The sequence below is a fragment of the Nocardiopsis sp. L17-MgMaSL7 genome, assembly GCF_003182025.1.
Classification (GTDB): Bacteria; Actinomycetota; Actinomycetes; order Streptosporangiales; family Streptosporangiaceae; genus Nocardiopsis; species Nocardiopsis prasina.
On sequence record NZ_QGTF01000001.1, the window covers coordinates 103,445 to 129,248 of the forward strand.

At 71.1% G+C, this 25,804-nt stretch carries 23 protein-coding genes and 3 tRNA genes; 13 read left to right on the plus strand and 13 right to left on the minus strand.

Going from position 1 to position 25,804, the window contains the following annotated elements; all coding sequences use genetic code 11:
* Positions 1 to 121: 121 nt before the first annotated feature.
* Positions 122 to 1,360 (minus strand): kynureninase, encoded by a 1,239-nt coding sequence (gene kynU / locus BDW27_RS00470; RefSeq protein WP_110047780.1) that lies wholly within the window; start codon positions 1,358 to 1,360, stop codon positions 122 to 124.
* A gap of 87 nt (positions 1,361 to 1,447) precedes the next feature.
* Entirely contained in the window at positions 1,448 to 2,350 is a 903-nt protein-coding gene (locus BDW27_RS00475; protein ID WP_017546223.1) for a tryptophan 2,3-dioxygenase, read from the minus strand.
* Positions 2,351 to 2,502: 152 nt separating this feature from the next.
* On the opposite strand from BDW27_RS00475, the gene BDW27_RS00480 reads away from it, so the two are divergent.
* The gene (locus tag BDW27_RS00480) at positions 2,503 to 2,970 is read left to right on the plus strand and encodes an Lrp/AsnC family transcriptional regulator (RefSeq protein ID WP_017546224.1); all 468 of its coding nucleotides are present in this window, start codon (positions 2,503 to 2,505) and stop codon (positions 2,968 to 2,970) included.
* Positions 2,971 to 3,013: 43 nt separating this feature from the next.
* A complete protein-coding gene (locus BDW27_RS00485) occupies positions 3,014 to 3,310 on the plus strand; it encodes a DUF4031 domain-containing protein (RefSeq protein WP_110047781.1) in 297 nt (98 codons plus the stop codon).
* On the opposite strand, the gene BDW27_RS00490 is transcribed toward BDW27_RS00485, so the two are convergent.
* From BDW27_RS00490 to BDW27_RS00500, 3 genes are read right to left on the minus strand one after another with little or no spacing between them, the layout of a single operon-like run.
* The gene (locus BDW27_RS00490; protein ID WP_017546226.1) at positions 3,231 to 3,971 is read right to left on the minus strand and encodes a hypothetical protein; all 741 of its coding nucleotides are present in this window, start codon (positions 3,969 to 3,971) and stop codon (positions 3,231 to 3,233) included. The genes BDW27_RS00485 and BDW27_RS00490 overlap by 80 nt on opposite strands.
* Positions 3,972 to 4,018: 47 nt before the next feature.
* The gene (locus BDW27_RS00495) at positions 4,019 to 4,681 is read right to left on the minus strand and encodes a response regulator transcription factor (protein ID WP_110047782.1); all 663 of its coding nucleotides are present in this window, start codon (positions 4,679 to 4,681) and stop codon (positions 4,019 to 4,021) included.
* A gap of 53 nt (positions 4,682 to 4,734) precedes the next feature.
* Complete coding sequence (locus BDW27_RS00500; RefSeq protein ID WP_110047783.1) at positions 4,735 to 6,351, minus strand: sensor histidine kinase; 1,617 nt, start codon at positions 6,349 to 6,351, stop codon at positions 4,735 to 4,737.
* A gap of 142 nt (positions 6,352 to 6,493) precedes the next feature.
* Here BDW27_RS00500 and BDW27_RS00505 point away from each other — a divergent pair, with 142 nt between their 5' ends.
* The gene (locus BDW27_RS00505) at positions 6,494 to 7,777 is read left to right on the plus strand and encodes an MFS transporter (RefSeq protein WP_110047784.1); all 1,284 of its coding nucleotides are present in this window, start codon (positions 6,494 to 6,496) and stop codon (positions 7,775 to 7,777) included.
* Between the two features lie 83 nt (positions 7,778 to 7,860).
* Positions 7,861 to 8,340, plus strand: coding sequence for a VOC family protein (locus BDW27_RS00510; protein ID WP_370446398.1), 480 nt, complete (start codon positions 7,861 to 7,863; stop codon positions 8,338 to 8,340).
* A gap of 66 nt (positions 8,341 to 8,406) precedes the next feature.
* Here the strand turns inward: BDW27_RS00510 and BDW27_RS00515 are convergent, their stop codons facing one another.
* The gene (locus tag BDW27_RS00515; RefSeq protein WP_017546231.1) at positions 8,407 to 9,177 is read right to left on the minus strand and encodes a DeoR/GlpR family DNA-binding transcription regulator; all 771 of its coding nucleotides are present in this window, start codon (positions 9,175 to 9,177) and stop codon (positions 8,407 to 8,409) included.
* Positions 9,178 to 9,406: 229 nt separating this feature from the next.
* Here BDW27_RS00515 and BDW27_RS00520 point away from each other — a divergent pair, with 229 nt between their 5' ends.
* A complete protein-coding gene (locus BDW27_RS00520; RefSeq protein ID WP_017546232.1) occupies positions 9,407 to 10,123 on the plus strand; it encodes a glycerophosphodiester phosphodiesterase in 717 nt (238 codons plus the stop codon).
* Positions 10,124 to 10,403: 280 nt separating this feature from the next.
* The gene (locus BDW27_RS00525) at positions 10,404 to 11,024 is read left to right on the plus strand and encodes a TetR family transcriptional regulator (RefSeq protein ID WP_110047785.1); all 621 of its coding nucleotides are present in this window, start codon (positions 10,404 to 10,406) and stop codon (positions 11,022 to 11,024) included.
* A 10-nt stretch (positions 11,025 to 11,034) separates the two neighbouring features.
* Here BDW27_RS00525 and BDW27_RS00530 read toward each other — a convergent pair whose 3' ends face one another.
* A complete protein-coding gene (locus tag BDW27_RS00530) occupies positions 11,035 to 12,945 on the minus strand; it encodes a GDSL-type esterase/lipase family protein (protein WP_017546235.1) in 1,911 nt (636 codons plus the stop codon).
* 231 nt (positions 12,946 to 13,176) lie between these two features.
* Here BDW27_RS00530 and BDW27_RS00535 point away from each other — a divergent pair, with 231 nt between their 5' ends.
* Positions 13,177 to 13,779 (plus strand): hypothetical protein, encoded by a 603-nt coding sequence (locus BDW27_RS00535; RefSeq protein ID WP_110047786.1) that lies wholly within the window; start codon positions 13,177 to 13,179, stop codon positions 13,777 to 13,779.
* 19 nt (positions 13,780 to 13,798) lie between these two features.
* Entirely contained in the window at positions 13,799 to 14,236 is a 438-nt protein-coding gene (locus tag BDW27_RS00540) for a hypothetical protein (RefSeq protein WP_026129547.1), read from the plus strand.
* 368 nt (positions 14,237 to 14,604) lie between these two features.
* Here the strand turns inward: BDW27_RS00540 and BDW27_RS00545 are convergent.
* Positions 14,605 to 14,678: transfer RNA gene (locus BDW27_RS00545), tRNA-Ile, on the minus strand.
* Positions 14,679 to 14,939: 261 nt separating this feature from the next.
* On the opposite strand from BDW27_RS00545, the gene BDW27_RS00550 reads away from it, so the two are divergent.
* Both BDW27_RS00550 and BDW27_RS00555 read left to right on the plus strand, forming a co-directional pair.
* The gene (locus BDW27_RS00550) at positions 14,940 to 15,929 is read left to right on the plus strand and encodes a malate dehydrogenase (RefSeq protein ID WP_110047787.1); all 990 of its coding nucleotides are present in this window, start codon (positions 14,940 to 14,942) and stop codon (positions 15,927 to 15,929) included.
* Between the two features lie 148 nt (positions 15,930 to 16,077).
* Positions 16,078 to 18,570 carry an RNA helicase gene (locus tag BDW27_RS00555; RefSeq protein ID WP_110047788.1) on the plus strand — a complete coding sequence of 831 codons (2,493 nt, stop codon included), beginning with the start codon at positions 16,078 to 16,080 and terminating at the stop codon, positions 18,568 to 18,570.
* Between the two features lie 40 nt (positions 18,571 to 18,610).
* Here the strand turns inward: BDW27_RS00555 and BDW27_RS00560 are convergent, their stop codons facing one another.
* Together BDW27_RS00560 and BDW27_RS00565 are read right to left on the minus strand one after the other, a co-directional pair.
* Positions 18,611 to 19,096, minus strand: coding sequence for a dCMP deaminase (locus tag BDW27_RS00560; protein WP_017546241.1), 486 nt, complete (start codon positions 19,094 to 19,096; stop codon positions 18,611 to 18,613).
* Positions 19,096 to 19,797 carry a dihydrofolate reductase family protein gene (locus BDW27_RS00565; protein ID WP_017546242.1) on the minus strand — a complete coding sequence of 234 codons (702 nt, stop codon included), beginning with the start codon at positions 19,795 to 19,797 and terminating at the stop codon, positions 19,096 to 19,098. The genes BDW27_RS00560 and BDW27_RS00565 overlap by 1 nt, the downstream gene beginning before the upstream one ends.
* 607 nt (positions 19,798 to 20,404) lie before the next feature.
* Here BDW27_RS00565 and BDW27_RS00570 point away from each other — a divergent pair.
* Positions 20,405 to 21,289 (plus strand): SAM-dependent methyltransferase, encoded by an 885-nt coding sequence (locus tag BDW27_RS00570; RefSeq protein ID WP_017546243.1) that lies wholly within the window; start codon positions 20,405 to 20,407, stop codon positions 21,287 to 21,289.
* A gap of 114 nt (positions 21,290 to 21,403) precedes the next feature.
* Here the strand turns inward: BDW27_RS00570 and BDW27_RS00575 are convergent.
* Both BDW27_RS00575 and BDW27_RS00580 read right to left on the minus strand, forming a co-directional pair.
* Positions 21,404 to 21,476 (minus strand) — tRNA-Asn (locus BDW27_RS00575).
* 222 nt (positions 21,477 to 21,698) lie between these two features.
* A tRNA-Asn gene (locus BDW27_RS00580) sits at positions 21,699 to 21,771 on the minus strand.
* Positions 21,772 to 21,930: 159 nt separating this feature from the next.
* Here BDW27_RS00580 and BDW27_RS00585 point away from each other — a divergent pair.
* Together BDW27_RS00585 and BDW27_RS00590 are read left to right on the plus strand one after the other, a co-directional pair.
* Positions 21,931 to 22,275, plus strand: a complete 345-nt coding sequence (locus tag BDW27_RS00585) for a hypothetical protein (protein WP_017546244.1) — start codon at positions 21,931 to 21,933, stop codon at positions 22,273 to 22,275.
* 2 nt (positions 22,276 to 22,277) lie between these two features.
* Positions 22,278 to 22,832, plus strand: a complete 555-nt coding sequence (locus BDW27_RS00590; protein ID WP_110047789.1) for a hypothetical protein — start codon at positions 22,278 to 22,280, stop codon at positions 22,830 to 22,832.
* Between the two features lie 22 nt (positions 22,833 to 22,854).
* Here the strand turns inward: BDW27_RS00590 and BDW27_RS00595 are convergent, their stop codons facing one another.
* The gene (locus BDW27_RS00595; protein ID WP_110048075.1) at positions 22,855 to 25,785 is read right to left on the minus strand and encodes an FAD-binding and (Fe-S)-binding domain-containing protein; all 2,931 of its coding nucleotides are present in this window, start codon (positions 25,783 to 25,785) and stop codon (positions 22,855 to 22,857) included.
* Positions 25,786 to 25,804 lie beyond the last annotated feature (19 nt).

Below are 25,804 nucleotides of genomic sequence, written 5' to 3' on the forward strand. Positions count from 1 at the left end.
GGGCACACCGAGGCAAAGGCCGCGTCATCCGGGCACTGGAGGGGTCACCGGAACGCTTCCTGGGGCCGGTGAGCACAAAGAACTCCCCGGCGGGTTGTCCCACCGGGGAGTACGGATCGGGTCAGGTGACCTGTGACCTGCGGTTGAACCGCTCGGCACGCCACTCCCCGGACTCCACGACCTCCACCAGCGCGGTGGCGGCGTCGTGGACGTCCACATAGCGCAGGTAGAGCGGGGTGAACCCGAAGCGCATGACGTCGGGGGCCCGGAAGTCCCCGATCACACCGCGCTCGATCAGCGCCTGGACGATCGGGTAGCCGGCCCCCTCCTCCGGCTGGACGAGGGAGACCTGGCTACCGCGCCGGTCGTGCTCGGACGGGGTGATCGACGCCAGCCCCACCGAGGCGGCCCTGGCCAGGAACAGGTCGGTCATGGCCAGGCTCTTGGCCCGGACCTGGGCGAGGTCGGCCTTGGCCCACACGTCCAGGCCCGCTTCCAGGGCGGCGTCGGCCACCAGGGGCTGCGAGCCGCTGAGGAAGCGCGAGACCCCCGGGGCCGGTTCGTAGTCGGGGTCGAAGTCGAAGGGCCGCGCGTGGCCGTGCCATCCGCTGAGCGGCTGGTCGGAGGCGGCGTGGTGGCGGCGGGCCGCGTACAGGAACGCGGGGGCGCCCGGACCGGCGTTGAGGTACTTGTACGTGCACCCCACCGCGAAGTCCACGTCGTTCCCGGAGAGGTCGATGGGCACCGCGCCCACGCTGTGGCACAGGTCCCAGATCACCAGTGCTCCGTGCTCGTGCGCGAGGCGGGTCATCCCGGCCATGTCGCGCAGGACCCCGCTGCGGTAGTCCACGTGGCTCAGCAGCAGGACGGCCACGTCACCGCGCGCCAGGGCCTCGGCCAGCTCCGGGCCGTCGGGGTCCACGCGACGCTGCTCGGCTCCGGCCAGGCCGACCGCGCCCTCGGCGACGTACAGGTCGGTCGGAAAGTTGCCCGCCTCGCCCAGCACCACCGTGCGGTCGGACAGACGCAGGGCCGTGACCAGGGTCTTGAAGAGGTTGGCGGAGGCACCGTCGCCGACGACCACCTCGTCGGCGGCCGCACCGACCAGCGGGGCGACCTTGGCACCCAGGGTGCGCGGCTTGTCCCACCAGCCCGCGTCGTTCCAGCTGCGAATGAGGTTCTGCCCCCACTCGCGCTCGATCATGTCGGCGACACGGGCGGGGGTGGAGCGGGGCAGTGCGCCCAGCGAGTTGCCGTCGAGGTAGATCACCCCCTCGGGAAGGACGAACTCCTCGCGGAGGGGGGCGAGGGGGTCGGCCGCGTCCAGTGCGGCGCACTCCTCACGAGTGGTGGGCGTCATCGGGTCCTGCTTCCTTGCCGGGGCTGGGTGGAGGCCGTGGTGGACCCCGGCCGGTCCGCCTCAGCGGCCCGACCGGGGTCTCCTGGTCTAGATGGTGCTACGCAGGGACCACAGTTCCGGGAAGACGTCCTTCTCGGCGTTGCGGGCCAGCCAGTTGAGCCCGTTGGAGCCGCCGCTGCCGGGCTTGCCGCCCATCGTGCGCTTGACCGCGACCAGGTGGAGCTGACGCCATCGTGTCACCCGCTCGGCGACGTCGACCAGGGCCTCGGCCAACAGGTACAGGTCGTTCCCGGGGCGGTCGTCGGCGTAGACCTCGATCCAGGCGGCCTCGACCTCGGCGGAGGGCTCGTAGTCCTCGGTCCAGTCTCGCTCGGCGGAGGCGTCCGGGACGGGCAGGCCCCGCCGGTGCAGCAGGCGCAGGGCGGCGTCGTACAGGCTGGGGCGCTCGATCAGGGCGGTGAGGTCGTCGACGACCCCGCTCATGGCCTTGTGCGGGCGGATCATGGCGGCGGACTTGTGACCGAGGAGGAACTCCAGTTTGCGGTAGCTGTAGGACTGGAATCCGGAGGCCTCCCCGAAGGAGTCACGGAAGCGGTTGAACTGGGTGGGCGTCATGTCGCCGAACAGGCCCCAGGTGCTGTTGAGCACGTCCTGGGCGTTGCAGGCGCTGCGCAGCCAGGCGACGGCGCCGGGCACGTCGTCGACCTCCAGGGCCTCCCGGGCCGCCTCCCAGCGCTCCTGGACGAGCGAGAACAGGAGCTCCATCACCTGGGTGCCGATGATGAAGGCCGACTCGGCGGGCTCCTTGGTGCGCGGGTTCTGGAGGCTCAGCAGGGTGTCGATCCCCGCGTAGTCGACGTAGGGGGTGTTCTTCTCGAAGTTCAGGGTCGGCTTGCCCCCGTTGCTCTCCGCCCTGCTGGCACGGGCCTCCGCCGCGCCGACGTCCTCGGTCGGGGCGTAGGGACACTGAGCGGACGTGGTGGAGAGCATCGGGTGTACCCCTCGTGTACTGCGTGGTCATGTACGTGAACCCACATACTGGGGCAATTGACCACCAGAAGGAATGCACACCGATGACACAAGTCGGGCGTTGACCTAGCATTCGTAACAGGAATCCGCCATCGGCCTTGGGAACGCAAAGTATGGCCTCACGACTCGAAACCCCGCTGGACAGCGTTGACCAGCGCATCCTCGACGAGCTCCAACGGGACGGGAGGTTGTCCTTCAACGAACTGTCCCGGCGGGTGAACCTCTCGGCGCCCGCCGTGGCCGACCGGGTGCGCCGACTGACCGACCGCGGGGTGATCACCGGCTACCACGCCCACGTGGATCCGGCCGCCGCCGGTCTCCCGGTCACCGCGCTGGTGCGCATGGAATGCTTCGGCGCCCACTGCCTGCTGCGCGAACAGTCCTCCCTGGAGCTGCCGGAGATCCTCCAGGTGCACCGCGTCACCGGCGACGCCTGCTGTGTGCTGCTCATCGCGGTGCGCTCCATGGAGCACTTCGAGGAGGTCATCGACCAGCTCGCCGTGCACGGCCGCCCCTCCAGCACCATGATCCTGTCCAGTCCGGTGCCCTGGCGCCCGGTCAACGCCCCGCAGACCCGTTGAGACCCGCGGTCCCGTCCCGTCGCTTCCCGACTAGGGTTGACCGGTGAGTGTTCTGATCGACAGTCCCGTCTGGCCGGGCCCCCGTGGCTGGCGCTTCGCCCACCTGGTGAGCGACAGCTCCTTCGAGGAGCTGCACACCTTCGCGCGTGAGCTGGGTGTTCCGCCCGGTGCCTTCGAGCGGGACCACTACGACGTGCCCGAACACCTGCACGCTCGGGCCCTGGAGATGGGCGCCGAGCGGGTCAGCGGCCGCGAACTGGTCACCCGTCTGCGCGGGGCGGGCCTGCGCCGCCCCAAGCACGCCGGGTCGGGGCAGGCTCCTCCGAGGACTCACGGCTGAGCCGGTCCACCTCGGCGAGCATGTTGGAGCGCGCGCGGGGCTCCCAGTGCGCCCGACCGAACCGCGTGTGGAACAGGTGCGGGCTCTCCAGCAGCGAACGCAGGACCCGCAGCCGTCCGGCCCGGAACACCTTGTCGGAGTAGCGCCAGTACTCCGCCCGGACCGCGGAGGTGTAGGCCAGGTACTTCTCCGGCGGTCCGCCCAGGGTCGACAGGTCGGCGTCGCAGAGCACCGCGCCGTCGGCGTCCCCCGGCGCGGGCTGGTGGTCCTTGGTGACGCCCACCAGCCGCACCACCTCGGCGATCAGTGCCGGGTCCTTCCCCAGGAGCGTGAGCAGCCGCTCGGCCAGGGCGGCGCTCTCATCCTCGTCCTCGCCGGGGTTGCCCTCGTAGACGGCGTCGTGGAACCAGACCGCGTAGCGCACTGCGTCGACGTCGCGGGCCTCCTCCTGGAGCACGTCCACGGCGCGCAGGGTTCCCCACAGGTGGGAGAGGGTGTGGTAGCGGCGGTGTTCCTCGCTCCAGCGGCCGAGGAGCTCGTCCCCCACCGCCCGGGCCTCGCACCCCCCGCCCGCGAGGTGGCGCCAGGAGGCCGCGAGGAGGACGGCGTCCTCCTCCCGCAGGGGGTGGTAGCGGTCCGTCCGGTGCTCGGAACTGTCCATGTGGCCAGTCTTCCCGCCCGCGCCCGGCCCCAAAAGGTCAGCGCGGGTCAGCGCGCGGAGCCCTCGACCAGCCCGGCCTCGTAGGCGAGGATGGCCGCCTGCACCCTGTTCCTCATACCCAGACGGCTGAGGATGGCGCTCACGTAGCTCTTGACCGTGCCCTCGACGAGGAAGAGGCGTTCGGCGATGTCGGCGTTGGACAGACCGGCGCCGACCAGGGCGAGCACGTCCCGTTCACGATCGGTGAGGTCGGCCAGGCGTTCGGCCGCGGCGGCCTCCTTGGCCGCCCTTCCGCCGCCGAACCGTTCGATCACCTGTCGGGCCACCCGCGGAGACAGGTAGGCGCCCCCGTCCGCGACCGCGTGCACCCCGGCGATGAGTTCGCGGGGGTCCCCCGCCTTGAGCAGGAACCCGCTGGCCCCGTCGCCGAGCGCCTGGGAGATGTAGGCGTCCTCCCCGAAGGTCGTGAGGATGACCACCCTGGTCCCCGGGGCCACCCGAAGGATCTCGGCGCAGGCCGCGAGCCCGTCCATGCGCGGCATGCGGATGTCCAACAGCACCACGTCGGGGCGGCGGGAGAGGACCAGCTCCACCGCCTCCCGTCCGTCGGCGGCCTCCGCGACCACCTCGATGCCCGGGTCGCTCTGCACGATGGCCCGCACACCCGCGCGGATCATCGCCTCGTCGTCGGCGAGCAGCACCCTGATCACAGCCGTGTCCCCTTCTCCGGTCCCGGTCGCTCGGGAAGCATCCCACAGCGCCCTCATCGCCTCGTCAGCCTCTCCTTGGCTGTGAGCACCCCGTCCTCGAAGCACAACTGGTAGAAGTCCACGTCCTCGTCGAACATCCCCGCCGTGCCGCGGTAGTGGTCGCAGCCGGGGTCGGCGGAGTCGAACTCCGCCAGTTGCGACTCGGAGACCCGCAGCGGCTGGTCGGGGAGCAGGTCGAGTTCGTCGCGGTGTTCGCCCACGGAGACCGCCGCGAAGTCCTCCGGTGGCAAGGTGCTGGCGGCGAGGATCTGGGCGAGGGCGTAGTAGACGGTCGCGACCACGAGCAGGACCACGACCACCGGAGCGGCCACCAGGGCCAGGGTCCACGGCTGGACCCGGCGGCGGGCCGCTCTGTGGAGCCGGTCGATCCCCTCGTCGGCGTGCTCTGCGGTGTCTGTCGTCTCGGCCCCGTTCAGCGGCATGGTGGCCCGCACCCGCCAGCCGCCTTCGTGGGGACCGGCGGTCAGGGTTCCGCGTGCCAGCCGGACCCGCTCCGCCAGACCGGTGAGGCCGTGTCCACCGCCCGAACCTGGCTCCTGGCCGCCCCGCTCGCCCGGATCACGGTTGGTGACCCGCGCCACCACCCGGGCGTCGTCGGCGGTCACCCTCACTTCGACGGGGGCGCCGGGCGCGTACTTGGTGGCGTTGGTCAGGGACTCCTGCACGACCCGGTGGACCGCGCGGTCCACCATCGGCGGAAGCGCGTCGAACCTCCCCTCGCCGACCAGCGTGACCTCCACCCCCGAGTCACGTGCCCGTTCCACCAGGGCCGGCACATCCTCGTCGGCGGGGGCGGTCGGGGCGGGTTCGGCACCGGTGTCGGGGCGCAGAACCCCGATGATCTCGCGCAGGTTGGCGGTGGCCTCGACCGCACCCGAGCGCAGCCGGGAGATCTCCTCCCTGTGGTGCTCGGCCAGGTCCGGCGCCACCTCCAGGGCTCCGGCCCGCAGGGCGAGCAGGCTGAGGTCGTGGCCCAGGGAGTCGTGCATGTCCTGGGCGATCCGCGCGCGTTCGCGCAGTCTGGCGCGGTCGGCGGTCAGCCGCTGTCCGAGTTCCAGCTGGCGCGCGTGCTCCCAGCCCGCCTGTCCCAGCTCCCGGTGCTGGCGCCGGTAGACGCCCACCAGCCAGGGCAGCGCCGTGAAGAACACCAGGGTGATCCCGGAGCTCAGCCACAGCCCTGGGGTCTCGCCCACCAAACGGAGCACGACCACCGCGACGGCCAGGCTCAGTGCGGCGAAGAGCGCCACGGCGACCCAGGTCCGTCTCGACCGCCGACCGGCCAGGTAGGCCACGCACACCAGGACGACCACGAACGCCTGGGACCAGAGACACACGAACACGGCCGCGCACGGCGCCAGGAGGGGGTGGGTGCGACTGAGCACGAGGACCACCCCGGCCAGAGCCACCAGGTGGAGGGCGGTCAGGGTCGGTTCGTACCCGGCGACGGCGAAGGCGTGGGCCTCGGCGAGCAGGACCAGGGACGCCCCGAGCCACAGCAGCAGGTCCCGCACGGCGGCGCCCCGGGTCGGCCATCCCGGGCCGGGCATCACCAGGACCCGAAGCGGGTCCGGGACCCGGCGCGGTTCCGGGGAGAGTTCGGCGAAGTCCATGGTGGCGAACCTACACAGCCGCACCGGTCACGGGTCACCCACGAAAGTCAGGGTTCGTCCGCCACCAGGATGGATCGACCTATCATGGGATGGTTTGCGGCCGAGGGCGACGGCGCGGCACCACGAGACAGAACGAGGCTGAATGTCACCCCTGGAGACCTTGCGGCGGATGCACCGGATCGCCGGTTGGCCCCTGCTCCTCGCCACGTTCCTGGCCCGGCTCCCCGTGTCCATGACCCTGATCGGGCTCCTCACCCTGGTCACCGTCACCACCGGCAGCGTCGCCGCCGCCGGACTGGTCTCCGGAGCGTTCGCGCTCGGTGAGGCGGTCGGCGGGCCCGTCATCGCGCGCTTCGCGGACCGTCACGGGCAGCGCTTCCCCGTGCTGGTCACGGCGATCGTGGACGCCGCCCTCATCGTCGCCCTGGTGGCGGCCATCGCGGCCGACGTCCCGCTGCCCGCCATCGTGGCGCTGGCCGCGGTCGGTGGTCTGTGCATGCCCCAGGTGGGACCGATGGCCCGCACCCGCTGGGTGGTGCTCATCCGCAAGGGACCCGACCGCGGCCTGGAACGCGAGCGCTCGGTGTCCGCGGTGATGTCGGTGGAGGGCGTCCTGGACGAGGCCGCGTTCGTCCTGGGCCCCGCTCTGGTCGGTGTCCTCACCCTGACCCTGTCCCCCACCGCGAGTGTGCTCGGTGCGGCCGTCCTGATCGGTGTGTTCGGCACCGTGTTCGCCCTGCACCCCACGGCACCGCCCGGGTCGGCCCCGGTGCGCGGCGCCGAAGGCCGCATCACACGACCCGCGCTGCTGCTGCTCGCCGTTCCGATGTTCTGCCAGGGCCTGTTCTTCGGTGGCATGTCCACGGGCGTGACCGCGTTCGCGGACAACGCCGGGCACGGCGACCTGTCCGGACTGATGTACGCGGTGATGGGCTCCAGCAGCGCCCTCGCGGGGCTGATGATGGCCTCCCTGCCGGTGGGTTTCACGCTCACCGCGCGGGTGCGTGTGGCGGCGGGCGGTCTGGCGCTGCTCACCCTGCCCCTGTACCTGGAGCACGGCCCCGCGACCCTGGCCGTGGCCATCCTCGTGCTGGGCGTCGCGATCGGCCCCCACCTGGTGAGCCTGTTCGGCCTGATCGAGCGGGCCGCCCCGCCCAGCCGCCTCTCACAGTCGATGGCGATCATCCTGAGCAGTCTGATCCTGGGCCAGGCCCTGGGGTCCATGGTCTCGGGGTCGCTCGCCGACTCCTTCGGCCACCAGGGGGCGTTCGCGCTGGCCACGGCGGGCGGGCTGGCCTCCTTCGCGGTGACCACGCTGGTGTTGCGGGCCCGTTGGTACGAGCGGTCCGGCGCCAGTGACGGCCCCGCCGCTCCGGGCTCGGGGCCTCCCGTGACCAAGGACACGGGGCTCAACTCGGGGGTCTGAGCTGGTTCGACTCCGCTACCCCGTCCCGGCGGCGCCAGGCACGCGTCAGGGCTCTGGTCAGGGACCGGAGGGTGTGCGTAGGCTTGTCGATCGTGCTTGAACTGTTCAGGGCGCTGGCCCCCCGAGCCAGTCTCCTCCGCGAGGCCTGCCCGCCTCCTCCGCTCGCCGGGATCGCCCGCGTGACCCTGTCCGTGCGCGACCTCGACGTCAGCGTGCGCTTCTACCGTTCCGTCCTGGGCCTGCGCCCGGAGTACCCGGTGGACGGCGACGGGCCGCCCGTGACCGTCTTCCTTATCCCCGGAGGGCCGTTCCTCGACCTGGTCCAGCACAGGGACAACTTCAAGGGCCGCTTCGACAGGCGCCGCTGTGGTCTGGGCCGACTCACGCTGGCCGCCGCCAACCTCGGCGTCCTGGAGGCCTGGGAGGACCGGTTCGCCCGGATGGACGTGGAGCACGCCCCGGTCGTGCACGCCGACGAGGGTTCGACCCTGGTCTTCCAGGACCCGGACGGCACCGAGCTGGCCCTGTTCGTTCCCGCCGAACCCGACACCGGCGAGGACTAGTCGACCGGTTCCGGGACCCGGCCCGGCTCCGTCTCCCGTTACAGGGGCCGGTGGCCGGGCCCGTGACTACTCGCTCGGGACGGTCCTCAGTCGGATGTCGCGCTCACCGATCTCGTCCACCGCCGACCGCGGCAGGCGCTCGTCGGTGATGATCAGGTCGAACTCCTCCAGCTGGGCCACCCTGAAGGTGCCGAACTTGCCGTACTTGGTGCTGTCCACCACCAGGACGCTCTTGGAGGCAATACGCAGCAGCTCCTGCTTGGCGATCACCTTCGCCTCCGACGGAGTGGTCGATCCGCGCTCGGCGTCCCAGGAACTGCTCGCGATGAACGCGAGGTCGACGTTGACCTGCCGCAGGAAGTCGGCCGTGAACTGGCCCACCGAGGAGTGGTCGGAGTGCGACACCACACCCCCGGTGTGGATCAGTTCGATCCCCGGGTACTCCATCAGGTGGCCGACGACGTTGAAGTCGCTGGTGATGACGGTCAACCCCACCTTGTCGGTGAGCAGCGGCACCATCTGGAGGGTGGTCGTGCCCGCGTCCAGGTAGATGGTGAAGTTCTCGCGCACCAGCTCGGCGGCGGCGCGGGCGATGGCCCGTTTCGCGGGCACCTCCAACTGTGCCTTGGCCAGGTAGGAGGGTTCGCTCTTGAGCCGGGCCGCCAACCGCACGCCGCCGGTGACCGACAGGACCTTGCCGTCGTTCTCCAGGGCCTGGATGTCGCGACGCACGGTCATGTGGGACACGGACAGCATCGACGTGAGCTCGTTGATACTCAGCACGTGGCGCTCCTGGAGAAGCTTCAGGATGTGCTCTCGCCGCTGGTCCGGGATCATCGTTCGCCTCACACTCGGGGGCCTGGCGGGTGCCGTTCGGATACGACACCCCTTATCGAAGTTTCCCAGGTAGCCGTACCCAGGCGGTGCCCCCACGACGTGAGACCGCTCGCAATCCCCGCGCGATCGGCCCCCACGCTCCGCGCCGCCCGACGGCTCCGGGACGCCTTGGTGGGCGTTTTTCCTGTTTGCACCACGTGATCGCGGTCTCTTTGCCACTCTTGACTGCATGACGTTGTCCATCGCACTACGCGGAGACACCGCACGATTCCCAGGTAACACTCTCCCGGCACTGCGCTCGGCGCTGCGCGCCGGAGCCGACCTGGTCAAGATCGACGTCCACCTGTCCTCGGACGGGTACCCGGTCCTGGTGGACGAACGTGTCGTGACCCTCCCGGGTTCCCCGCCGCGTCAGGTCGCCGACCTGACCCTGGCCGAACTCGCCGCCGCCCGCGACGACGTGGAACGGCGGGTGCCCACACTCATGGAGGTCATCGCCGAGTTCGGCGGCGGCGCCACCGCGCCGCTGCTGGTCGACGCCGCCTCCCCCCAGGCCGCGCTGGCCGCCGACGCCGTCCTGCGCGAACACGGGTTCGGCGACCAGGCGCTGTTCACCGGACCGCTGGAGACGCTCCAGGCGCTGCGCGCCCGCAGTCCCGGTGCCCGCGTGATGCTCGCCTGGGACCAGCCGGGACCCCCGCCGGAGGAGGTGGCCCGCGCGGTGCGCCCCACGTTCCTGGGGATGCACTACTCCCTGGTGGACCGGGACCGGGTGGCCGACCTCCACCGGCACGGTTTCGGGGTGGTGGCCTGGACCGTGAACGAGTTCCCGGACATGGCCAGACTCATGGGAATGGGCGTGGACGCGCTCGCCACCGAACGCGTGGACGACCTCGTTTCCCTGACTTCCGGCCGTGCCCAGGAAACGGCTCAGGGGCCGCCGTGAACAACGGCGCGGGCGGCAGGAAAGGGAACGTCGGACCATGCGGAACCGTCCCGGGAAAACACTGGTACAACCCTTGTACCGTTCCCTCGGTTCACGGGACCACCTGGGAGAACACGACAAGCCGCCCTCAGCGGGCATCGGCGGGAACACCAACAACACGCGCACCGTGAATACCGCGTTTTCCGGTGAATTCCTCCGTTCCACACTGTGTGTGGAACGGTCACGGATATCCTTGACTCCCCTGACGTCCGTGGCGCACCGACCGACGAGAAAACAACGAATGACGGCCGATCTCCCCCCGAACGCACTTCGCACGACGGCACCCGTCCTGGACTGCGCGGCCCGGCTGTTCACCGAGCACGGTTCGCGCGGGATCGCCATGTCCGACCTGACCCGACGCATCGCCAGCGAGACGCGCACGGACCCGGCCTGCCTCAGACGTGCCTTCCCCACCAGGTTCGACCTCTCCTACGCCGTGGTCTTACGCGCGACCCGCGAACGCGTCAACGGCCAACTGGCCGCCGACGCGCCCGGGAGACCACCCACCGAACGTATGTCCGGCCTGGTCCGCAGGCATGTGAACTCCGGGTGGCGGCACCGGTCCGCCATAGCCCTGAGCCAGGAGCTGCTGCCCGCCCTGCGCGCCATCCACCCCGCCCGGCACCGGGAGATCAGCTCCCTGTTCCGGACCTACCGGGAGCACGTCCGCGAGATCATCGTGGCGGGAGTGAGCGCCGACCAGTTCCGGATACGGGACACCAACCGCGCCACCGACAGCGTCCTGGAGACCTTCGACTCGCTCCTGCACTGGTACGACCCCGAGGCCGGACTCAGCCTCAACGACCTCGGCGGCGTGTACGTGGACCTGGTGATCCACCACCACCTGCGCTGCCCGCGCTGACCGCGACGGCTCAGCCACCCACCAGCTCGTACAGGTCCACCGACTCCGCGACGGCCCGCAGCCCGGCGTCGTTGGGGTGCAGCTGGTCGCCGGAGTCGAACTCCGGCCGCATCCGCTCGGGAACGGCCGGGTCCCGCAGCACCGCGTCGAAGTCCCACACTCCGGTGAAGACCGAGCCCGGGTCGCCCGCCTCCGCGCGCAGGTGGGCGTTGACCCGCTGGCGCCCCTCCTCCACCTGCGGGGTACACCGGGATCCCCCCGCGCACGGCGCGAGGGTGGCCACGAACACCCGCACCCCGTGCTCCTCGGCGGTCCTGGCCAGGCGTCCCAGCCCCGCGATCACCACGTCCGGTGAGGCACCCCAGCGCAGGTCGTTGATCCCGGCGAAGACCACCACCGCCTCCACCCCGTTCTGCGCGAACACGTCGCGCTGGGCGCGGTGCAGCATGCTCACACCGCTGGCGTAGGTGGACACGCCCTCCCCGGGGTAGCCGTCCGAGGTGATCCGGTTCCCCGCCACACCGAGGTTGAGCACCCCCAGGGTCGGCAGGTCGGCGCTCTCGTGAAGCCGGGCGCCGAGCACGTCCGGCCAGCGCGTGTGACTGTCCCGGCTGGAGCGCAGTCCGTCGGTGATGGAGTCGCCGTAGGTCACCACCGCGCCGGGCCCGTCCGTCACCTCGATCCCCGTGAGGAAGGGCCATTGGTCCACGAGCCCGGTGAAGGGCTCCCCGGTGCGGTCCAGGGTCTGGTCACCGCTGCCGGGGACGCTGGTGTAGTTGGTGTCCACCGACGCGTAGTGGATGGGTGCGGCGGTCACCCGCTCTGGCAGGTGGACGCTGACCAGCAGTTCGGTCTGCGGTGGAAGCAGGACGTCGACGGGGTCGCTGACCAGTCGGCCCCCTGCGGGGATGACCGCGCCGGGCGCCCCGTCGAAGGTCAGCGGAACCGCCGCTCCGTGCGTGGCGGCGCCCACGCCGCGCAGTGAGACCGAGACCGCTCCGAGGGTGACCGGGCGCGAGGCGAAGGTGTTGTCGAACCGCAGGCGCGCCTTGTGTCCGCCGGTGGTGGTGCGCACGGTCAGTCGCAGCGTCTGGTCCTCCCATGGTCCGACCGACGCGTACCCGGACGCCGCGCGCGCCCAGGTCCCGGTCCAGGCCTGCGCGGCCGGGCGCCCGCCGACGGAGAAGACGTGCAGGCTGGCGTCCTCGTCGGCGATGGTGGGCAGGACGACGTGGTCGACCTCCCGCCCCTGGTCGATCGGCACGGAACGGGCGTACAGGCGCACGGAACCGATGGCGTCCTGCCCGAAACCCGTGGCGGAGTTGGCGTAGGGCAGGGACAGGACGGCGTCCCCGGCCGGGCCCGCGGCCCAGTCGGGGACCGAGATCGGGAAGTCCTGGGTGGTTCCGTCCGTGTAGACGACGCGGCCGTTGCCGCGCACGTCGGCGCCGGTGCCGTCGGTGCGGGTGCCGGTCGCCAGGAAGGTGAGGGACTCCCAGCGGGCGGGTTCGGCGGACAGGGTCACCGACTGGCCGTCGGAGGCCACGTGGTCGGGGCGGCCCGGTCCGTAGGCGGGGAGTTCGAGCGGTGTGTCCAGGAGGACCACCTCTCCTCCCGGATTCCATCCGGCCGCCGCCAAGGTGCGCGCGGAGAGGCTGTTGCCGGCGCCGTCGAGGTCGCCGGAGCCCACGGTGCCGTCCTGGGAGACACCGGTGCGGTCGAGGAGGTGTGTGAGTGGAAGAGCGACGGGCTCGTCCGGGTCGTCCGCGGACTGCATGGCGACGTCACGGGAGACGCTCGCGTTGATGGCGACCAGCAGCAGGGCCACCACGGCGACGACGGAGACCACCCTCAGGACGTGGTCCCAGACCGTGGCTGGCCGGTCCGTGCCGTACCCCGCCGTTCTGCCCCCGTCCACCACACGCCTTCCTCACCGGTTCCGTCCGTTCACCTCACGTGTTCGACGGTCCCCGCGGCGCGGTGGTTGCCGAGACGTGGGCCACGGTGCCCTCCGACCGGCGGCCAGTCTAGGGCGTATCGGACGGTTCGGGGTTTCGGCCCGGCCGCCGTCAGCCAATGGTCCCCAACAGCACGGAACGTGGCGTTTCGTACTCGCCGCCCGGGGGCACAGGCTCGTCAGGAGGTACCCCCCGTGGAGACCGGAACGATCGTCATCATCGTCGCGGCCGTGGTCGTCGTCATCGGAGGAGCCGCGATCATCGCCTGGCTGGCGGTCCTCCCCGCCTTGTACACGCGGCGGCTCAGAGCGCGGTTCGGCCAGGAGTACGAGCAGGCTCTGGAGGCGCACGGCGACAGAGCCGACGCCGAGCGGGACCTCGCCGGACGACTCAGCCAGCGCCGGGACACCGAGCTGCGTTCACCCACCGAGACCGAGCGCGCGGACTACGCGCGCTCCTGGGCCGAGGTGCAACAGGGGTTCGTCGACGACCCGGTGGGGTCGATCCGGGGAGCCCGAGGTCTCACCGACACCATCATGCGGGACCTCGGATACCCCGACGGCCCCGTCTCCGAGGACGGCGTCCACGACGACGCGAGCTTCGAGCGGCGCGCCAGGGACCTGTCCGTGGACCATCCCGACGCGGTCGCCCGTTACCGCGCGGCCCGGGCCGCCGGGCACCTCGCGGAGGCCGACCAGACCGCCACCGAGAACCTGCGCGAGGCCCTGATCGCCTACCGGGGCCTGGTGGAGGCCCTGATCGGCGCCGAGACGACACGAGGCGCCCAGGTGGAGTAAGCACACGAGGGAGGTACACATGGCGGATCGCCCAGTACGGCCGAGGCACCGGCCGGGTGCGAAGCGGATCGACCCCGGACCCGTCGAGCGCCCCGTACCGCCGGAGCGGCCGGAAACCCCCGAGGAGGCCGAGGTGAGAGTGCCCCGGCAGAGCAGGCCCGCGAGGCCCCCCGCCCCCTCCCTGACCTGGCGGCCGCACCCCCGGGCCCTGGTCCCCCGTGAGGTGCGTGAGCGCTGGGACGAGGCCCAGGGAGAGTTCGTGGACGATCCGCCGAGCTCGGTGCGCGCGGCGGACGCTCTGGCGTCGGAGGTGGCCGACGCCGTGATCGCCGAGATCGAGGGGCGTCGCACGGCCCTGCACGCCGCACTGGAGAAGGCCGACGACGACACCGAGGCCCTGCGGCTGGCCCTGCGCGACTACCGCGCCTTCGTGCGCGGGCTGCTCGGCGACGACTGACCGGTGAGAGGGAACCGGGTGCGCCGACGGCCCGACCGCACCGTCGGCGCCCTGCCCCCGGACCCCCGCCCCCGAGTGGCGAAGGCCCGACGAAGGGTCTCCCGCCAATGCGACACCGATGAGTGGTGAAATGAGCAGAACGCGGCACTGATGTCCGACTTTTGGTTTATGCGTGCCGTTTGGTGAGGCGCGCCCCCGAGGGTCGCCGTCGTGCGCGGAGGGGGTTAGCGGGCGGCCAATACTTCAACACGTATTCAGCACAGCTGACCGGTTCGGGCCGTAGCCGTCCGAACACGGCCGGATAGGAAAGAAAGCGCCGCTGGCCTGTCAGTGCAGGCTGGCGGCGCTTTTTGTATGTTCGGAAGGGGTAGGCCGGGCAGGACTCGAACCCGCGACCCAGGGATTATGAGTCCCCTGCTCTAACCAACTGAGCTACCGGCCCTCCGTCGTCAGCAAACGTCATCCTAACAGGATGCGTCCGACGTTTCCGCGCCCGAAATCCGTTGCTCCGCAAGGCTTGCCCGCACCTGTGACGACGCGCGAAGCGCTTGGGCACACCTGGGTCGCGAACGGCGTCGGGGGGCGGTCTAGGGTGTGATGGTGCGGCGCGCGCCTGGCCGTACCCCCTGGGCCCGGCACCGGAGCCGCCTCGAACCCGTTGGTAACATCGCGGGTCGCACAACGTCGTCAGGAGAGTTCACGCATGTCCAACGCACCCGTCAACGTCACCGTCACCGGTGCCGCCGGTCAGATCGGCTACGCGCTGCTGTTCCGGATCGCCTCCGGCCAGCTGCTCGGCACCGACACCCCGGTCAAGCTGCGCCTGCTGGAGATCCCGCAGGCCGTCAAGGCCGCCGAGGGCACGGCGATGGAGCTCGACGACTGCGCCTTCCCCCTGCTCCAGGGCATCGACATCTTCGACGACGCCACGAAGGCGTTCGAGGGTGCCAACGTCGGCCTGCTGGTCGGCGCCCGCCCGCGCGGCAAGGGCATGGAGCGCGGTGACCTGCTCCAGGCCAACGGAGGCATCTTCAAGCCCCAGGGCGAGGCGATCAACGCCGGCGCCGCCGACGACATCCGCGTCCTGGTGGTCGGCAACCCGGCCAACACCAACGCCCTCATCGCCCAGAGCCACGCCCCGGACGTCCCGGCCGAGCGCTTCACCGCGATGACGCGTCTGGACCACAACCGCGCGCTGACCCAGCTCGCCAAGAAGCTGAACGTGTCGATCAACGACATCAAGAAGCTCACCATCTGGGGCAACCACTCCGCCACCCAGTACCCGGACCTGTTCAACGCCGAGGTCAACGGCGCCAACGCCGCCAAGGCCGTCGGCGACCAGGACTGGCTGGAGAAGGACTTCATCCCGACCGTCGCCAAGCGCGGCGCCGCGATCATCGAGGCCCGTGGCGCCTCGTCGGCCGCCTCGGCCGCCAACGCCGCCATCGACCACGTGTACGACTGGGTGAACGGCACCCCCGAGGGCGACTGGACCTCCGCGGCCATCCCGTCCGACGGCTCCTACGGCGTCCCCGAGGGCCTCATCTCCTCCTTCCCCGTCACCTCGAAGAACGGTAAGTGGGAGATCGTGCAGGGCCTGGAGATCGACGAGTTCTCCCGTGGCCGTATCGACGCTTCGGTGCAGGAGCTCGTCGAGGAGCGCGACACCGTCAAGCAGCTCGGCCTCGTCTAGGGGATCGACGCGGCGGCACGGTCACGGGCACGTTCCCCCTGGGGGACGTGCCCGTCCGTGTTCCGGGCCAGGTGAGGGGACGAACACCCCGGTGTGTCCCGAAGGGGGTCGGGGAGCGGGCAGTATAGAGACCGTGAGTCTCATTGATGTGCTTCCGGCCGAACCAGAACCCGACTCCCTCTTCGAGGCGTTCGCTTTGTGGGCCGAGGAGCGGGGCCTCACCCTCTACTCGCACCAGGAGGAGGCCCTCATCGAGGTCGTCTCCGGGTCGAACGTCATCCTCAACACCCCCACCGGCTCGGGCAAGAGCATGGTCGCCACCGGCGCGCTGTTCGCGGCCCTGGCGCGGAACGAGTGCGCGTTCTACACCGCGCCCATCAAGGCGCTGGTGTCGGAGAAGTTCTTCGACCTGTGCAAGATCTTCGGCACCGAGAACGTCGGCATGATGACCGGCGACGCCAGCGTCAACGCCGACGCGCCCATCGTGTGCTGCACGGCGGAGGTCCTGGCCCAGATCGCCCTGGCCGAGGGCCGGGACGCCGATATCAACACCGTCGTCATGGACGAGTTCCACTTCTACGCCGAACCGGACCGCGGCTGGGCCTGGCAGGTGCCCCTGCTGGAGATGCCCCAGGCGCAGTTCCTGCTGATGTCGGCCACCTTGGGCGACGTCAGCCGGTTCGAGGAGGATCTGGAGAAGCGCACGGGCCGGTCGACCGCGGTGGTCACCTCCGCCGAGCGCCCCGTCCCCCTCTACTACGACTACCGGACCACCCCGTTGCACGAGACTCTGGAGGAGCTTCTCGGCAACGGTGACGCGCCCGTGTACATCGTGCACTTCACCCAGGCGCAGGCGATCGAGCGCGCACAGTCGTTGACCAGTATCAACATGTGCACCAAGGAGGAGAAGGCACGGATCGCCGACGAGATCGGCAACTTCCGCTTCACCACCAAGTTCGGCCGCAACCTGTCCCGGTACGTGCGGCACGGCATCGGCGTGCACCACGCGGGGATGCTGCCCAAGTACCGGCGCCTCGTGGAGCGGCTGGCCCAGGCGGGTCTGCTCAAGGTCATCTGCGGCACCGACACCCTGGGGGTGGGCGTGAACGTGCCCATCCGCACCGTGCTGTTCACCGCGCTGAGCAAGTACGACGGAGTGCGTGTGCGCCGACTGCGCGCGCGGGAGTTCCACCAGATCGCCGGACGTGCCGGGCGGGCGGGGTTCGACACGGTCGGCAACGTGGTCGCCCAGGCCCCCGAACACGTCATCGAGAACGAGAAGGCGCTGGCCAAGGCTGGTGACGACAGCAAGAAGCGGCGCAAGGTGGTGCGCAAGAAGGCCCCCGAGGGGTTCGTGTCCTGGGACGAGGCCACCTTCCGCAAGCTCATCGACGCCGACCCCGAGCCGCTGAACTCGCGTTTCCGGGTGAGCAACGCGATGCTGCTGAGCGTCATCGCTCGGCCGGGCAACTGCTTCACCGCCATGAAGCACCTGCTGACCGAGAACCACGACGATCGCAGGACGCAGCGGCGCCACATCCGCGAGTCGATCGCCATCTACCGCTCGCTCCTGGACGGCGGGATCGTGGAGACCCTGCCCGAACCGGACGACCAGGGGCGTACCGCCCGGCTCACGGTGGACCTCCAGGCCGACTTCGCGCTCAACCAGCCGCTGTCCACGTTCGCGCTGGCCGCGCTGGAGCTGCTGGACACCGAGTCGCCGACCTACCCCCTGGACGCGCTCACCGTGGTGGAGTCCACGTTGGACGACCCGCGTCAGATCCTGGGCGCCCAGCTCAACAAGGCCCGGGGCGAGGCCGTCCAGGAAATGAAGATGGACGGCATCGAGTACGACGAGCGCATGGAGCGGCTGGAGGAGATCGACTACCCCAAGCCGCTGGAGGAGCTGCTCGACCACGCGTACGAGGTCTACCGGCGCGGTCACCCGTGGGTGGGCGACCACCCGCTGCGGCCCAAGACCGTGGCCCGCGACATGTACGAGCGCGCGATGAACTTCGTGGAGTACGTGGGCCACTACGAGCTGGCCCGCTCCGAGGGTCTGGTGCTGCGGTACCTGGCCAGCGCCTACAAGGCCCTCAACCAGACGGTTCCGGACGACTCCAAGACCGAGGAGCTGCGCGACCTCATCGAGTGGCTGGGCGAGCTGGTACGCCAGGTGGACTCCAGCCTGCTGGACGAGTGGGAGCAGCTCACCAACCCCGAGGAGGAGTCCGAGGGCGAGGGCGCCGAGGCGGAGGAGAAGGTCCGGCCGGTCACCTCGAACGCCCGCGCCTTCCGGGTGCTGGTCCGCAACGAGATGTTCCGCCGTGTGGAGCTGGCCTCGCGGCGGCGCTACGGCGACCTCGGCAAGCTCTCCGAGGACGACGAGTGGAGCGGCGAGGAGTGGGCCGAGGCCGTGGAGGCGTACTACGCCGAGCACGACCGGATCGGCACCGGACCGGACGCGCGCGGTCCGAAGATGCTCCTCATCGAGGAGGAGGACGACATGTGGCGGGTGCGGCAGATCCTCGCCGACCCCGCCGGTGACCACGACTGGGGCATCAGTGCCGAGGTGGACCTGGCGGCGTCCAACGCCGAGGGCCGCGCGGTGGTGCACGTGACGGACGTGAACCGCCTCTAGGCGGGTGGGGCCTCCGGTCGGAGGCCCCTGCCGGAGGCCCTCAGCCGAGCAGGTGGGCGTTGACCTCGCGGACACCCTCGGCGAGGTCGGGACGCTCGACCACGGTGACCCCCGCGGCGGTCAGGCGCTCGGCGCCGTCGCAGTCCACGAACAGCGCCGGTTCACGCCAGGCCAGGACGACCCGGCGCACGGGTGTGGCCAGGATCAGCGCGGTGCACGAGCGCGGCCGTGAGGCCCGGGAGCTGCACGGTTCCAGGGACGAGTAGACGGTCGCCCCGGCCAGGCGCGGGTCCTCGGGCGCGATCCCCCGCAGCGCCACCTCCTCGGCGTGGTCGTGCGGGTCGTCGCGGCGGGAGTACCCCGCCCCCAGGACCCGGCCGTCCTCGGACACCACGACGGCCCCCACCGAGTAGGCGGTGGTGGAGGGCGGGCAGGAACGCGACAGCCGCACCGCCTCCGTCAGCCAGAACGCGTCGGCGGCCCCCTCCTCCGGAGCCGGTCCGCTGGTGGTGCCGGTCGGTTCCATCACCGCTCCCCGGGGTGGAGGACGTACCGCAGCACGGCGACGTCTCCGAGGGCGCGTGCCTCCACCAGACGCATGGGCGCCTCGGGGGTGTGGGGGTAGGTGCCCGGCATGACGAAGCGCGGGGCGCCCTCCTCCCCCACCAGGAACGGGGCGACCGCGAGCCGGAGTTCGTCGGCCAGGCCCGAGGTGAGGAACAGGGTGTGGATGTGGCCGCCGCCCTCGACCAGCAGGCGGGAGACGCCCCGGGCGGCGAGGTCGCCCAGGATCGCCTCAGCGGTGGGCGGGTCACCCGCGTCCACGACCTCGGCGGGCGGGTCGGTGTCGGGGCGCCCGGCCAGAAGCCGGGTGGCGGTGGCCACCCCGGTACCGCCGGTGTAGACGACCGCCCCGGCGTCCCCGGTGGAGAAGAGGCGCGCCCCGGGGTCCACTTCGCCGCTCCGGGTGACCACGGCCTTGATCAGGTTCTCGGTCCGCCCCTGCTCGCGGCGGCGCTCCCTCAGGGCCGGCGAGCGAACGAGGAGCCGGGGGTCGTCGGCCCGCAGGGTGCCCGCGCCGACCAGGATGGCGTCGCATCCGGCGCGCAGTTCGTCGATCTCGGCGAAGTCCGCCTCGTTGGACAGCCGGAGGCGTTCGGGGCTGGTGTCGTCGATACGCCCGTCGATCGACATCGCGCAGCTCAGGATGGTGTGGGGACGGTCCATGCCACCAGGTTAACGGCGGTCGCGGACCGGGGGTCCGAGGAGTGCGAGGGCTTCCCGCCGAGCCCGCCATTCCGACGCCCTCCCTCCGGCGGGACGGCGAATGGTTTAACGGCGCTTCGGTGGATTTCCGCAGGCAGTGGGTACCTTTGGGAAATTGCCCACCGCCTTTCCAATAGTGGCCCCGTCCGATTTCGGGGACGAACCGTTCGGGACCGAGGACCCGGGTCCTTCGGAGGGGGCGCTCCGGGGGCGGCCGGGGGCACCGAACCCGATCCAGGGACGGCGCGGGCCCCCGTGAAGCCCGAAGGGAGGGGGCCGGAGCTCCCCTCACCCCGTGGCAGGCGGGTCGGTGCGGGGCACCCCGAACCCCGTTCCTCGCAAAATGGACATTAGGTGTATAAACACAAGTCAACCCAAGCCCGCCTTAACGCGTGGCGTCCGCACCTCCAAGGGAGAGCCCGGGCGACGATTTTTACCACCTGTATCCTGGACTCTGTTAACAACCGCGCCAACGCGGAATAGAATCCTTTGACGCGACCCCGCGAGGGGTCATCCCAGATTCATGGGAGTCGACCGCACTTCCCCACCTCAGAGCAAGAGGACGGCGATGTCTCGTTTCACCTCCCCCGACTTCCTGAGGCAGGCGGGGGACAATCACGTCCGTGCCAAACCCCCGCCGCCCGTCAACCTGGCCAGGGCCAACATCAACCGGCTCCATTCCTTCCATCTCAAGGGCAAGGACCACTTCCAGGTGGACCGGGACCTGGCAGCCAGGGCCGAGAACACCGCGGCCGGGTTCGTCGACCTCGTCCTGGGGGAACGCGCCTTCCTCCAGCGGGCGGTGCGGCACCTCTCCGCCGAACTGGGCATCCGACAGTTCCTCCAGGTGGGCGCGGGCATGCCCACCTCGGGGGATCCGCACGAGATCGCCCACGAGAGCTTCCCCGGCACCCGGGTCGTCTACGCCAGCCACGACCCCGTGGTGCTCGCCCACCACCTCGCCCTGATCCGTGACGGCCGCACCACCACCGCGGTGCGCGGCGGGTTGGATGACGTCCCGGGCCTCCTGCGCGACCCCGAGACGAGTCTGCTCGACCTCGACCAGCCGGTCGGGCTCCTGCTCACGGGTGTCGTCTCGCACCTGGGCGACCTCGGTGCCGCCGCACGCGGCATCGCGGAGCTGCGCGGGGCCCTGGCACCCGGAAGCCACATGGTCCTCAGCCACTACTGTCGCCCGGACCCCGTCCGCCACCCCAAGGACGCGTTCCGGGCCGAGCAGCTCCAGCAGCTGTTCGCCGACCAGCTGGGGCACGGGTACTGGCGCTCGGAACGGGACATCGCCGCGCTCTTCGACGGCTGGGAGTCCGTGCCTCCGGGACTGCTCCAGGCCCAGAAATGGCGCACCCTTCCGGTCGCTCCCCCCATCCCCGGGAGCTACCAGATGCCGCACCGCAACCGGCAACTGATCATCGGCGGCATGGGACGGGTCTGAGCACGTCCCCCCTCGTCCCCGCGTTGGAGCCCACGTGCCCGGCAGCGGGCGGGGGTCGCCCCCGCACACACGACGAAGGCCCACCGGATCTCTCCGATGGGCCTTCCTCTCACGCTCCCGCGACTGGACTCGAACCAGTAACCTGCCGGTTAACAGCCGGCTGCTCTGCCGATTGAGCTACGCGGGATCGCGCCACTCCAAGCACTGCGGCCTCGGCGACAGCACTAATCCTAGCGCGTCCGCAAGGGTGCTTGTGACGTTTTTTCTCAGGCCGGGGCGCACTTTCGCACCGCCCGTCGAGCACGCCCCGCCACCGGACCGAAGTCCTGACAGAAGCCCCGCCAACGGACGGAACAGGGCACACACGACGAAGGCCCACCGGATCCCTCCGATGGGCCTTCCTCTCACGCTCCCGCGACTGGACTCGAACCAGTAACCTGCCGGTTAACAGCCGGCTGCTCTGCCGATTGAGCTACGCGGGATCGCGCCACTCCAAGGCACTGCGGCCTCGGCGACATGAATAGACTAGCGCGCTTCGGGAGTGCTCGTGACCGGTGTCGGCCCGTGTGGCCCGCGGCACGACCGGGTAACGTCGGGGCACGGACCACGCCGACCGTCACCAAGGCCGTAAAGAGGAAGCCATGCGCTACCGGATCACGTTCGTCGCCGGACTCGCCATCGGATACGTGCTGGGCGCCAAGGCGGGCCGGGCCCGCTACGAGCAGCTCGCCCGCACCGCCCGCAAGGTGGCCGACAGCCCCCTGGTCCAGGAGGTGGCCGGGGTCGTCGGCGCGCAGACCAGCAGAGCGGGCCGCGCCGCCTACGACAAGGCCGTCGAGAGGATGCCCATCACCTCCGTGCGCGACTTCCTGGCGCGCCCCACCGAGGAGGAGATCGAGCTCGTCGAGTGGGAGACCGGCCCGTCCAACGGGACCCGCCCCGGGACGGGCGCCAACGGCGGCGGGGCCGAGGACCGGGACGCCTGACGATGCCACTGTTCGGCCAGAACATCCCCGAGCGGTTGCGTTCCCGGTTGGAGCGCGGCGAGCGGGTGCTCTCACAGGCACGCGTCGCCGCCCCGGCCGGGGGCGTCCCGGCGTCGGACTCCAGCGAGGGTTCCGCGGACGACGCGGTGCTGGTGGCCACCACCCGCGCCCTCCACCTGCCCGACGGGCACAGCGTGCCCTGGCAGGACATCGACCAGGCCCGGTGGAGCCCCGACACCCTCACGTTCGTCGAGGAGGGCGCGGGCGAGCACACCGTGCGGCTGCGCACCGAGCTCACCGGTGATCCCGTGGACTACCGGCGCTTCGCCGAGACCGTCGCCGAACGGGTCACCTCCACCATCCTGGTGAACCGGTTCGTGCCCTTCCCCGACGCCGAGTCCGCGACCGGCTTCCGGCTCGTGGCCCGGCGCGCGCCCCTGGGCAGCGAGATCGGCTGGCGGGTGCACCTGGGCGAGGGCCTGGACCCCGAGGACCCGCGCCTGTCCGACGCCGTCTCCCGGGCCCTGGCCCTCCTCCACAAACAGATGGGCGTGTGAGCCCACCCCGTCCCCGAACGCGTCAGGCCTCGCTCTGGGCCCGGGCCCTGCGGTCCAGGCCCAGCGCGAGCGCCTCGGCCAGGTGCAGGGCCCGACGCCCCGTCCCCTGCTCGATCTGGGTGCGGCAGCTGTAGCCGTCGGCCAACACCAGGGTGTCGGGCCCGGCCGCGCGCACCCGTGGCAGGAGTTCGCGCTCACCGATCGCCGAGGACACCTCGTAGTGCCCCTCGGTGAACCCGAAGTCGCCCGCCAGCCCGCAGCAGCCCGAGTCCAGCACCTCGCCGTCGATCCCGGCGCGCGCGATCAGCTCCCGGTCGGCGTCGAAGCCGGACACGGCGTGCTGGTGGCAGTGCACCTGGGCCAGCGCGGAGGCGTCCACGCGCGGCGGCGTCCAGTCCGGGGCGTACTCGTTGAGGAACCCGGCGAAGGTGTGCACGGCGGCCGCGACCCGCGTGCTCTCCTCCCCCGGCAGCAGTTCCACGAGGTCGTGCTTGAGGGCGGCCGTGCAGCTCGGTTCGAGGCCCACCACGGGCAGCCCCTGGGACACCAGTGGAGCCAGGGCCGCCACCGCCCGCCGCATGACGGCTCGGGCCACGTCCAACTGCCCCGTGGAGACCCACGTGAGCCCGCAGCAGACCTGCCCCCTGGGCAGCACCACGGAGAACCCGGCGTCCTCCAGCACGCGCACGGCCGAGACCAGCACGTTCGGGTTGAACAGGTTGCCGAAGGTGTCCGGCCACAGCACCACCTTGGGACCGCCGGCGCGCCCCTCGCCGCGGTTCAGGCGGCGCCGGTGCGCGCGGGTGAACGTGGTGCGGGCGAAGGCCGGGAGGTCGCGTTCGGCCGCCACCCCCGCCATCCGCTTGGCCAGTGAGGACACCCCGGGCAGGCGGACCATCCGATTGGCCTCCACCGGGGCCAGGGAAGCCAGGCGGGCCAGCACGGGGAGCCAGCCCATCGAGTAGTGCGCGGCCGGGCGCACCCTCCCCTTGTAGTGCTGGTGCAGGAACTCGGCCTTGTAGGAGGCCATGTCCACGTTGACCGGGCAGTCGCTCAGGCACCCCTTGCAGGACAGGCACAGGTCCAGCGACTCCCGGACCTCCTCCGAGCGCCACCCGTCGGTGATCACCTCGCCGTTGGCCATCTCGAAGAGCAGGTGGGCGCGGCCGCGCGTGGAGTGCTTCTCCTCCTGGGTCACCTGGTAGCTGGGGCACATCACGCCGGGCCCGCTCTGGCGGCGGCACTTGCCCACGCCCGAGCAGCGGCGCAACGCCTTGGCGAAGTCACCGTCGTCCTCGCCATAGGCCAGGGAGGTCTGGGAGAGCAGCGGGAGTCGCGGGCGCACGTCGGTGGCCACCCGGATGTCGGCGTCCAGCGGGAGCGGGTCGACGATGATGCCCGGGTTCATGAGGTTGTCGGGGTCCCAGACCCGCTTGAACTCGCCGAAGGCGCGTACGAGGCCCTCCGGGTACATACGGGAGAGGAGTTCGGAGCGGGCCTGGCCATCGCCGTGTTCGCCGGAGAGCGAGCCCCCGTGCCGCACCACGATCCCGGCGGCCTCCTCCATGAAGGCCCGGTACTCGCGGCGCCCCTCCTCATGGGTGAGCTCGAAGTCGATGCGCACGTGCAGGCAGCCGTCTCCGAAGTGGCCGTAGACGACCCCGTAGCGGTCGTGCCGGGCCATCAGGTCCTCGAAGTCGCGCAGGTAGTCGCCGAGGTTCTCCGGCGGGACGGCGGCGTCCTCCCAGCCCGACCACGCCTCGGCACCGGTGGGGGTGCGCGAGGTGAGGCCCGCGCCCTCCTCCCGGATGCGCCACAGCGCCTTCTGGTGACCGGTGTCGGTGACCACGGCGGAGTCGCGCGGACTGCTCGACTCGTCCAGGGAGTCGATCATCCTCAGCGCGGAGTCGGCCGCCTCGTCCGGGGTGGCGCCCGCGATCTCCACCAGCAGCCAGGCGTGGCCGAGCGGCAGCGGCACCCGTGACTTCGACCCGTGGCGGTCCAGGGCGGCCACGATGCGGTCGTTGATGCCCTCGACCGTGAGAGGGGAGTGTTCGAGCAGCCCGGGCACGGCGTCGGCTGCCGAGGGGGCGTCGTCGTATCCCAGCACCGCCAGGGCGCGGGCGGGCGGTGACTCGACCAGGCGGACGGTGGCGCCCACGACCATGGCGCAGGTGCCCTCGGTGCCCACCAGGGAGGCGGCGACGTCGCGGCCCTTCTCCGGAAGCAGGCGGTCGATGCCGTAACCGGAGACACGGCGCCGGAACTCGGGCATGGCGGTGCGCATCTCGGCGCGGTGGGTCTCGACGAGGCGGGCCAGCGCCGCGTGGATCTCCCCCTCCCGTCCGGGGCGCGCGGCCAGTTCCTCGAACTCCTTCTCGGTGTGCTCGGAGCCGACGGTGATCCGGGTGCCGTCGGAGAGGAGCAGATCGAGGGAGACCACGTTGTCGGCGGTGGTGCCCCAGGCCACCGAGTGGGAGCCGCAGGCGTTGTTGCCGACCATCCCGCCGATGGTGCAGCGGCTGTGGGTGGAGGGGTCCGGAGCGAAGGTGAGCCCGTGTTCGGCGGTGGCGGCGCGCAGATCGTCGAGGATCACCCCGGGTTGCACGGTGGCGGTGCGGGCCTCGGGATCGATGTCGAGGATGGCGCGCAGGTGGCGTGAGGTGTCGATGACCACACCGGTACCGATGGCGTTCCCGGCGATGGAGGTGCCGCCTCCGCGCGGGATGATCGGCACCCCGTGGGCGGCGCACGCGCGGACGGCGGCCACGCAGTCGTCGACGGTCTCGGGGATGACCACGGCGAGCGGTACGCGCCGGTAGTTCGAGGCGTCGGAGGTGTAGAGGGCGAGCGTGCCCGCGTCCAGGGCGACGGTTCCCCGGACGCCCTCCTCCAGGTCGCGGCGGAGTGCGGGAAGGTCCGGGTGTGGGATGGTGCTGTGCGGATCGGCCATGCCCACAGCGTGGCGCGGG